Annotated in this window: 8 protein-coding genes and 2 pseudogenes; 8 read left to right on the forward strand and 2 right to left on the reverse strand. The window is 72.0% G+C overall.

Features of this window, described 5'->3' with window-relative positions; genetic code table 11:
• The 5 genes and pseudogenes from ACFW2E_RS35505 to ACFW2E_RS35525 all read left to right on the forward strand — a co-directional run.
• Positions 1-858: pseudogene (locus ACFW2E_RS35505) on the forward strand (carbamoyltransferase HypF); the annotation flags it as partial.
• A 26-nt stretch (positions 859-884) separates the two neighbouring features.
• Positions 885-1,187, forward strand: coding sequence for a HypC/HybG/HupF family hydrogenase formation chaperone (locus tag ACFW2E_RS35510; RefSeq protein ID WP_384472704.1), 303 nt, complete (start codon positions 885-887; stop codon positions 1,185-1,187).
• Positions 1,184-2,308, forward strand: a complete 1,125-nt coding sequence (hypD, locus tag ACFW2E_RS35515; RefSeq protein ID WP_384472707.1) for a hydrogenase formation protein HypD — start codon at positions 1,184-1,186, stop codon at positions 2,306-2,308. Before ACFW2E_RS35510 ends, hypD begins: the two co-directional genes overlap by 4 nt.
• Positions 2,301-3,371: a hydrogenase expression/formation protein HypE gene (gene hypE, locus ACFW2E_RS35520; RefSeq protein WP_384472710.1), complete on the forward strand. Its 1,071-nt coding sequence runs from the start codon at positions 2,301-2,303 to the stop codon at positions 3,369-3,371. Before hypD ends, hypE begins: the two co-directional genes overlap by 8 nt.
• A gap of 120 nt (positions 3,372-3,491) precedes the next feature.
• Positions 3,492-3,716, forward strand: a complete 225-nt coding sequence (locus ACFW2E_RS35525) for a hypothetical protein (protein ID WP_384472715.1) — start codon at positions 3,492-3,494, stop codon at positions 3,714-3,716.
• Positions 3,717-3,720: 4 nt separating this feature from the next.
• Here ACFW2E_RS35525 and ACFW2E_RS35530 read toward each other — a convergent pair whose 3' ends face one another.
• The gene (locus ACFW2E_RS35530; RefSeq protein WP_384472718.1) at positions 3,721-4,188 is read right to left on the reverse strand and encodes a hypothetical protein; all 468 of its coding nucleotides are present in this window, start codon (positions 4,186-4,188) and stop codon (positions 3,721-3,723) included.
• Between the two features lie 336 nt (positions 4,189-4,524).
• Here ACFW2E_RS35530 and ACFW2E_RS35535 point away from each other — a divergent pair, with 336 nt between their 5' ends.
• Complete coding sequence (locus tag ACFW2E_RS35535; protein WP_384472720.1) at positions 4,525-5,874, forward strand: transaminase; 1,350 nt, start codon at positions 4,525-4,527, stop codon at positions 5,872-5,874.
• 49 nt (positions 5,875-5,923) lie between these two features.
• The gene (locus ACFW2E_RS35540) at positions 5,924-6,364 is read left to right on the forward strand and encodes an Lrp/AsnC family transcriptional regulator (RefSeq protein WP_384472723.1); all 441 of its coding nucleotides are present in this window, start codon (positions 5,924-5,926) and stop codon (positions 6,362-6,364) included.
• 1 nt (position 6,365) lies between these two features.
• Here the strand turns inward: ACFW2E_RS35540 and ACFW2E_RS35545 are convergent, their stop codons facing one another.
• Complete coding sequence (locus tag ACFW2E_RS35545; protein WP_384472726.1) at positions 6,366-7,469, reverse strand: PP2C family protein-serine/threonine phosphatase; 1,104 nt, start codon at positions 7,467-7,469, stop codon at positions 6,366-6,368.
• 223 nt (positions 7,470-7,692) lie between these two features.
• Between ACFW2E_RS35545 and ACFW2E_RS35550 the strand changes: the two are divergent.
• A pseudogene (locus tag ACFW2E_RS35550) lies at positions 7,693-7,949 on the forward strand (GNAT family N-acetyltransferase); the annotation flags it as partial.

Genomic DNA, 7,949 nt, shown 5'->3' on the forward strand with positions numbered 1-7,949 from the left:
CCCGTGGTCCGCGTCCAGCACCACCATGCCCATGTCGCCTCCGCGATGGCCGAACACGGCCTCGACGGCAGCCGGCCGGTGCTCGGGGTCGCCTTCGACGGCACCGGCTACGGCGACGACGCGGCGGTGTGGGGCGGCGAGTTCCTGCTCGCGGACTACGACGGCTTCACCCGCTTCGGACACCTCGCCTATGTGCCGCTGCCCGGCGGCGACGCGGCGGTGCACCGGCCCTACCGCATGGCCCTCGCGCACCTGCGTGCGGCCGGCATCGGCTGGTCCGACGACCTGGCGTGCGTGGCCGCCTGCCCGCGCGCCGAACTCCCGGTACTGGAAAGGCAGCTGGAGCGGAACCTCAACTGCGTGCCCACCTCCAGCATGGGCCGGCTCTTCGACGCCGTCTCGTCCCTGGCCGGTGTCTGTCACCGGGCCGGCTACGAGGCGCAGGCGGCGATGGAACTGGAGGCGGCCGCCCTGCAGGCACCCCCCGACGACACCGTCGCCTACGCCTTCGAACTGCGCGACACCGACCCCGTGCGGGCCGGTGCGGCACCCGTTCTGGCGGCGGTCGTGGGCGATCTGCGGGCGGGCGCGGACCCGGCCCGGGTCGCGGCCCGTTTCCACCGGGCCGTGGCCGGTCTCGTCCACCACGTCTGCGTACGGGCGCGGGAGCGGCACGGAGTGGACACGGTCGCCCTGACCGGCGGAGTGTTCCTCAACTCGCTGCTCTCCTCGGCCTGTACGGCCGCACTGGACGCAGACGGCTTCACGGTGCTGCGCCACCACCTGGTCCCTCCCGGTGACGGCGGCCTGGCCCTCGGCCAGCTCCTGGTGGCCGCACGCACGACAGCCCCCCACTGACGAACCCCCACAGCGAGGAGAGGCCCATGTGCCTGGCGGTACCCGGCAGAGTGCTGGACATCGAGGAGCGCGACGGCACCCGGTTGGCCACCGTCGACTTCGGCGGTGTGGTCAAGGAGGTGTGCCTGGAGTATCTGCCCGACCTCCAGGTCGGTGAGTACGCCATCGTGCACGTCGGGTTCGCGCTGCAGCGGCTCGACGAGGAGTCGGCGCGGCAGACCCTCGAACTCTTCGCCGAACTCGGCATGCTGCAGGAGGAGTTCGGAGATCCCTGGGCAGCGGCCGCGGGCCAGGCCGAAGCGACGGTCGCCGAGGAGGCGCGCAGGTGAAGTACATCGACGAGTTCCAGGACCCGGATCTGGCACGACGGCTCCTCGACGAGATCCACGCCACGGTGACCAGGCCCTGGGCGCTCATGGAGGTGTGCGGCGGGCAGACGCACTCCATCATCCGTCACGGTATCGACCAACTCCTGCCCGACCAGGTCGAGTTGATCCATGGGCCGGGCTGTCCCGTGTGCGTCACCCCGCTCGAGGTCATCGACAAGGCCCTGGAGATCGCCTCCCGGCCGGAGGTGATCTTCTGCTCGTTCGGGGACATGCTCCGGGTCCCCGGCACCGGGCGGGACCTGTTCCAGGTGCGCGGCGGGGGCGGTGACGTACGGGTCGTGTACTCGCCGCTCGACGCGCTGCGGATCGCCCAGCAGAACCCGGACCGCCAGGTGGTGTTCTTCGGCATCGGCTTCGAGACCACCGCGCCGCCCAACGCGATGACGGTCCATCAGGCCCGCAAGCTGGACATCCGCAACTTCAGCCTGCTGGTCTCGCACGTGCGCGTCCCTCCCGCCATCGAGGCGATCATGCGCTCCCCGAGCTGCCGGGTGCAGGGCTTCCTGGCCGCCGGGCACGTATGCACCGTGATGGGCGTCGACGAGTACCCGGAGCTGGCCGAGCGCCACCGCGTGCCGATCGTCGTGACCGGCTTCGAACCGCTGGACATCCTGGAGGGCGTCCGCCGCACCGTGGCGCAGCTGGAGCGCGGCGAGCACACCGTCGACAACGCCTACCCCAGAGCCGTCCGCGCCGAGGGGAACCCGGCCGCGCGCGCCATGCTGGAGGACGTCTTCGAGGTGACCGACCGCGCCTGGCGCGGCATCGGGGTGATCCCCGGCAGCGGGTGGCGGCTGTCCGCCAAGTACCGCGACTACGACGCCGAGTCGCGCTTCTCCGTCGAGGGCATCCGTACCTGCGAACCGGCCGAGTGCCGCAGCGGTGAGGTCCTGCAGGGACTGCTCAAACCGAACGAGTGCGAGGCCTTCGGCACCCGCTGCACCCCCCGCACCCCGCTCGGGGCCACCATGGTCTCCAGCGAGGGCGCCTGCGCCGCCTACTACCTCTACCGGCGCCTGGACACCACCCCCGCGGCCCGGGAGGCGAGCCCCGTTGGCTGACACCACCACCGACACGCTGGACCCGACCGCGTGGACCTGTCCGGCGCCGCTGCGCGACCAGCCCCGCATCGTCATGGGTCACGGCGGGGGCGGCACGCTCTCCGCCGAGCTGGTCCAGCACGTCTTCGCGCCCGCCTTCGGCGGAGACGTGCTCGCCCAGCTGGGTGATGCCGCCGCACTCTCCCTCGGCGGGCTCCGGCTGGCCTTCTCCACCGACTCCTTCGTCGTACGCCCGCTGTTCTTCCCCGGCGGCACCATCGGCGACCTCGCCGTCAACGGCACCGTCAACGACCTCGCGATGAGCGGTGCCCGCGCCGCCTACCTCTCCTGCGGTTTCATCCTGGAGGAGGGTGTGGAGCTGGAGACCGTCTCCCGGGTCGCCGAGGCGCTCGGCTCGGCCGCGCGGGCCGCGGGCGTCGAGGTGGCGACGGGCGACACCAAGGTGGTGGAGGCCGGGCACGGCGACGGGATCTACATCAACACCGCCGGCATCGGGCTCGTCCCGTCGGGCGTCGACCTGCGGCCCCAGCGGGTCGTACCCGGCGATGTGGTGATCGTCAGCGGTGCGATCGGGGTGCACGGCGTGGCGATCATGAGCGTGCGCGAGGGCCTGGAGTTCGGGGTGGAGATCGAGAGCGACTGCGCCGCGCTCGGCGGTCTGGTGGAGGCCATGCTCGCGGTCACGCCCGATCTGCACGTGCTGCGCGACCCGACCCGCGGCGGCCTCGCGGCGTCCCTCAACGAGATCGCGGCCGCCTCGGGGACGGGCGTGGTCGTCACCGAACGGGACGTCCCGGTCCCGCCCCCCGTGGCCAACGCCTGCGCGGTGCTGGGCCTGGACCCCTTCTACGTCGCCAACGAGGGCAAGCTGGTGGCCTTCGTCCCGCGCGGGCACGCCGACGCCGTCCTGGACGCGATGCGGGCGCATCCGCTGGGCAGGGAGGCCAGGATCATCGGTGAGGCGGTCGGTGACCACCCCGGGATGGTGGTCGCCCGCACCGGCCTGGGCGGCACTCGCGTGGTCGACATGCCGCTCGGGGAGCAGTTGCCGAGGATCTGCTGACCGGACCGGAGCACCTGCGTTCAGATGGTTGTCGGACCGGTGGATGGCCCGATCGGGCGGTGCGCTCACCCGACCCGGTGAGCGCCCGTGCCACCGGCGGGCGGTGAGCGTTGCCCCGGCATGGACCGGACTTCCTTCGGGTTCCGACGCTCACCGCACCTGGAGCCCGCGCACCCCAGCCGTACCCAGCCCGTCGGCGCCCTGCGGACACGTGAGCCGATCTACGCGCAGCTCGTCGCCGAGTGGCGTGCCGAGGGGCGGACCGTGCCCACCGCCCCCGACCTGAGATGGGCGTTCCTCGCCGGGCTTCCGGTACGCCCCCGGCGGGAGGCGGAGCGTCCCTGAGACGCTATCCGTCGCCCGGCGGCGTGAGGACCGTCAGCGTGCCGTTGGCCTGGCGCAGCGCCTGTTCCAGCGTGCCCGGCAGATGGAGCGAACCGGTGCCGTCGGGCGGGATGAGCCACTCCAGGGACCGGGCCGACCGGTAGGGCGGAGGGACGGCCACCCAGGAGCCCTTGGTCGCGTAGCGCAGCCCGGCGCCGACCCACTGTGCCGACGGGTCGGGCGGCAGGAGGAAACCGACCCGCCGGGCGGCCGTGTCCACCAGGGTCGGCCCGGGGACGGGCAGCGACGGCCGCCACAGCAGGTCCAGAGTGAGCAGGCCGAGCCGGTCGGGAACGCTCAGCACGTCCCAGAAGCGGCCGGCCTCCAGCAGCGCGATGCCGTCGCCGTGGTCCCACTCCCATTTGCAGGCCCGGGGGTCGGCCGCCGCCGCGGCGAGCCACTCCACGCCCCGCATCCACATCGTGTTCGTCATGCACCGCTCCGGGTGATCTCCGCTTGCCTGACACGGGCGCAGACAGCGTCTGTCACCGGGCACTTCGTGCGACTGCACGCCAACCCGGCATATGCATGCTGGTAGATATTTCTACCTGGCGGAAGGGGTGGCGCGGCCTGGCGTTTGGTGCTGCCTGTTCGAGCGGTGAGCGCGATTTCGACCCCGGGTGGAGTAATCGTTACTGCTTATGACGGATTCGACGCTCGATTCGAGTGTGGTCACGATCGAATCGAGCGCTGGTCCTTGCGTGAGTCACTATTTCAGTCGTACAGTCCGACTATTCCGTTGTCTTGGTCGTCGTCGCTGGGGTACTCCATGGACCGCACCCGTCTCCACCACCTGCTGGCCCGCGAGAGCGCCGAGGCCGAACGCCGCAACCCGCGCTCGAAGGCGGCCTACACCCGGGCCGAACACCTCTTCGGCCGAGTGCCGATGACCTGGATGAACAAGACAGCCGGGGCCTTCCCCCGCTATCTGGACACCGCCCGGGGCGCCCGTGTCACCGACATCGACGGACACGAGTACATCGACTTCTGCCTCGGCGACACGGGGGCCATGGCCGGCCATTCGCCCGCCGTGGTGGCCGAGACGGTCAACCGCAGGTTCGCCGAGCAGGGCGGGGCCACGGCGATGCTTCCCACGGAGGACGCCGAGTGGGTCGGCGCGGAGCTGACCCGCCGCTTCGGGCTGGCCCGCTGGAGCTTCTCGCTGACCGCGACCGACGCCAACCGCTGGGCGATCCGGCTCGCCCGCGCCGTCACCGGCCGGTCCAAGATCCTCGTGAACAGCTACAGCTACCACGGCAGCGTCGACGAGTCGCTGATCGTCGTCGGTCCGGACGGCCATGGCACCGCCCGCCCCGGCAACGTCGGCGCCCCCTGTGACGTCACCCTGACCAGCAGGGTCGCCGAGTTCAACGACCTGGCACAGCTGGAGCGCGAACTCGCCCACGGCGATGTGGCCGCCGTCCTCATGGAGCCCGCGCTCACCAACATCGGCATCGTGCTCCCCGAACCCGGATACCTGGCCGGAGTACGCGCCCTCACCAGGCAGTACGGCACCCTGCTCATCAACGACGAGACGCACACCTTCTCCGCCGGGCCGGGCGGCTGCACCGCCGCCTGGGACCTGGAGCCCGACATGCTGACCATCGGCAAGGCCATCGGCGGCGGCATCCCTGCCGGTGCCTACGGCCTCTCCGCCGGGCTCGCCGACCGGCTGCTCGCCCGCGACGACCTGGACCTGGTGGACATGGGAGGGGTCGGCGGCACGCTGGCGGGCAACGCGCTCTCCGTCGCCGCGATGCGCGCCACCCTGGAACACGTCCTCACCGACGAGGCGTTCGCCCACATGGCCAAGCTGTCCGAGCGCTTCGAGGACGGTGTCCGTGCGGGCATCGCCGCACACGCGCTGCCCTGGTCCGTGAGCCGTCTCGGCGCCCGCACCGAGTACCGATTCGCCGACCCGGCCCCGCGCACCGGCACCGAGTCCGAGGCGGCCGCCGACGCGGAGCTGGAGGACTTCCTCCACCTCTACCTGGCCAACCGGGGCATCCTGCTCACCCCGTTCCACAACATGGCGCTGATGTGCCCCGACACGACCGAGCAGGACGTGGACACGCACACCGAGGTCTTCGCCGCCGCCCTGGCGGAACTGGCCGGCTGAGACACGGCCTAGGGTGGGGCCGGGCCGACCAGGGGCGGAAAGGAAACACGTGGACGAGATCGACCGGGCCATCCTGCGCGAACTGCAGACCGACGGGCGCATCGCGTACGCCGACCTCGGCCCGAAGGTCGGCCTGTCCGCCTCGGCGGCCCGGCAGCGACTGCAACGGCTGCTCGACACCAAGGCCGTCCAGGTCGTCGGCGTCACCGATCCGATGGCCATGGGCGGGCAGGCCATGGCGCTGCTCGGCATCGGTGTGGACGGCGATCCGCGTGCCGTCGCCGACGCGCTCGCCGACCGGCCCGAGGTCGTCTACTCGGTGCTCACCTCGGGCGGCTTCGACCTGTTCGCCGAGGTGGTCACCCCGGGCCCGAAGGACCTGCTGGACTTCGTCAACGACGTGGTCCGGCAGATCGAGGGCGTCCGGCAGGTGCAGTCCTTCCCCTACTTCGCCATCCACACCCACCGCTTCCTGTGGGACGTGGGCTGACTCAGGTCCGCGCCGGTTCCGGGGCGAGGACGAGCATGGTGGTGTCGTCCCGGATGGTGCCGCAGTGCCGTACGAGATCCTCCCAGACCAGGTCGGTCAGCGGGGCCGAGTCGCCGGCGGCCAGTTCCCCGAGCCGCTCCGGCAGGGGGTAGAAGCCACCGGACTCGTCCCGCGCCTCCCACACCCCGTCGGACGCGAGGAACAGCCGGTCGCCCGGCTCGAGAGCGACCGTGACCTCCTTGGGCGGATCGCCGTCGAGGAGGCCGAGCCCCAGGGGAGTCCCCGCGGCGACGCCGATCTCGCGGACCCGGCCGTTGTGCAGCAGGAGCGGAGCCGGATGGCCGCACGCCACGATCCGCACCGAACGCGTGTCCGTGGAGAACTCCAGCAGCATCGCGGTGGCGAACAGCTCGGCATGCCGCACACCCGCCGAGTCCACCGTCAGCCGGCGGTCCATCCGGGCCGCCACCGACTCGAGGCCGGGCTGGTCCAGCACCGCCTCCCGGAAGGCGCCCAGCAACGACACCACCGTCGACACGGCCGACAGCCCGTGGCCCTGCACGTCACCCATCACTGCCCTGACCCCGTACGGCCCGTCGCGCACGTCGACGAAGTCCCCGCCGACCAGCGTGCCGTGCTGGGCGGCACGGTACAGCGCGCTGCACCGGACCGCCCCGACCCGCTCCGGAAGCGGCGGCGCCACGGCCCGCTGCACCACCTCGGCGACCGTCCGCTCCGTGACCAGCTGGGCGTCCCGGTGACTGCGTACGTAGGACACGAACACACTCAGTACGGCGACGAAGACGATGGTCAGCAGATCGGAGTTGCCGGGCCGGTTCAGATGCGTGGCCGGGACGTGCAGCACGAAGATGACCAGAGCGCCGAGCAGCGCGGTGGCCAGCGGCCCGTAGGACAGGACCGTCAGTGGCGGGATCGCCCCCAGCAGGAACGCGAGGTCGAGGTCGTCGCCCGTCGTGATGGTCGCCACGGTGACGGCCAGCAGCAGGACGACGGGCAGCACCCGAATCCACCGCGGGGGCGGCGCACCCCGCAGCCAGCTGCGTTCGTCCCGGTACTGGCGGGACCAGCCGCCCACCGTCCTCACAAGCCCACGCTACGCCCGGACACGCCCGAGGGCCCGCCCCGGAAATTCGATGGACGCGTCCGTACGCGCCCGCCTACCGTCCGACACCACGCCCGCCGTACGTACGGAAGGACGGGAGAACCATGCGGTTCACGGCCGTCCAGCGCTCCCTCCCCGTTCCCCTGGCGTGCCCCCTCTGGCCCGACCGGGAGCGCTCCACGCAGCACGCATCCCGGAGGAATCCATGACCGGTCTGGTCATTCGCACGCTCGACGAGAGCACCGTCCATGTCTTCGACACCCTGGCCGACCCGCTCCGGGCCCAGGAGGCGAACCGGCGGGCGCGGTACCGCCCCGACTGGAAGCGCGTCGCCCTGCGGGACGGCACGGTGGTGGCGCGGGGCGCCTGGTGGGGCGGTCCCGACGACCCCGAGCCGCTCACCGTCGACCTGTTCGACGTCGCCGAGGGCGAGGAGGACGCCGGCGCCGAGCTCCTGCGGAC

This window comes from Streptomyces sp. NPDC058964 (assembly GCF_042741275.1).
In the GTDB taxonomy this organism is placed as follows: Bacteria; Actinomycetota; Actinomycetes; order Streptomycetales; family Streptomycetaceae; genus Streptomyces.

Coding starts and splice junctions, on each gene's coding strand:
- ACFW2E_RS35510 (WP_384472704.1), top strand. CDS start 885: ATGTGCCTGGCGGTACCCGGCAGAGTGCTGGACATCGAGGAGCGCGAC.
- ACFW2E_RS35525 (WP_384472715.1), top strand. CDS start 3,492: ATGGACCGGACTTCCTTCGGGTTCCGACGCTCACCGCACCTGGAGCCC.
- ACFW2E_RS35530 (WP_384472718.1), bottom strand. CDS start 4,188: ATGACGAACACGATGTGGATGCGGGGCGTGGAGTGGCTCGCCGCGGCG.
- ACFW2E_RS35535 (WP_384472720.1), top strand. CDS start 4,525: ATGGACCGCACCCGTCTCCACCACCTGCTGGCCCGCGAGAGCGCCGAG.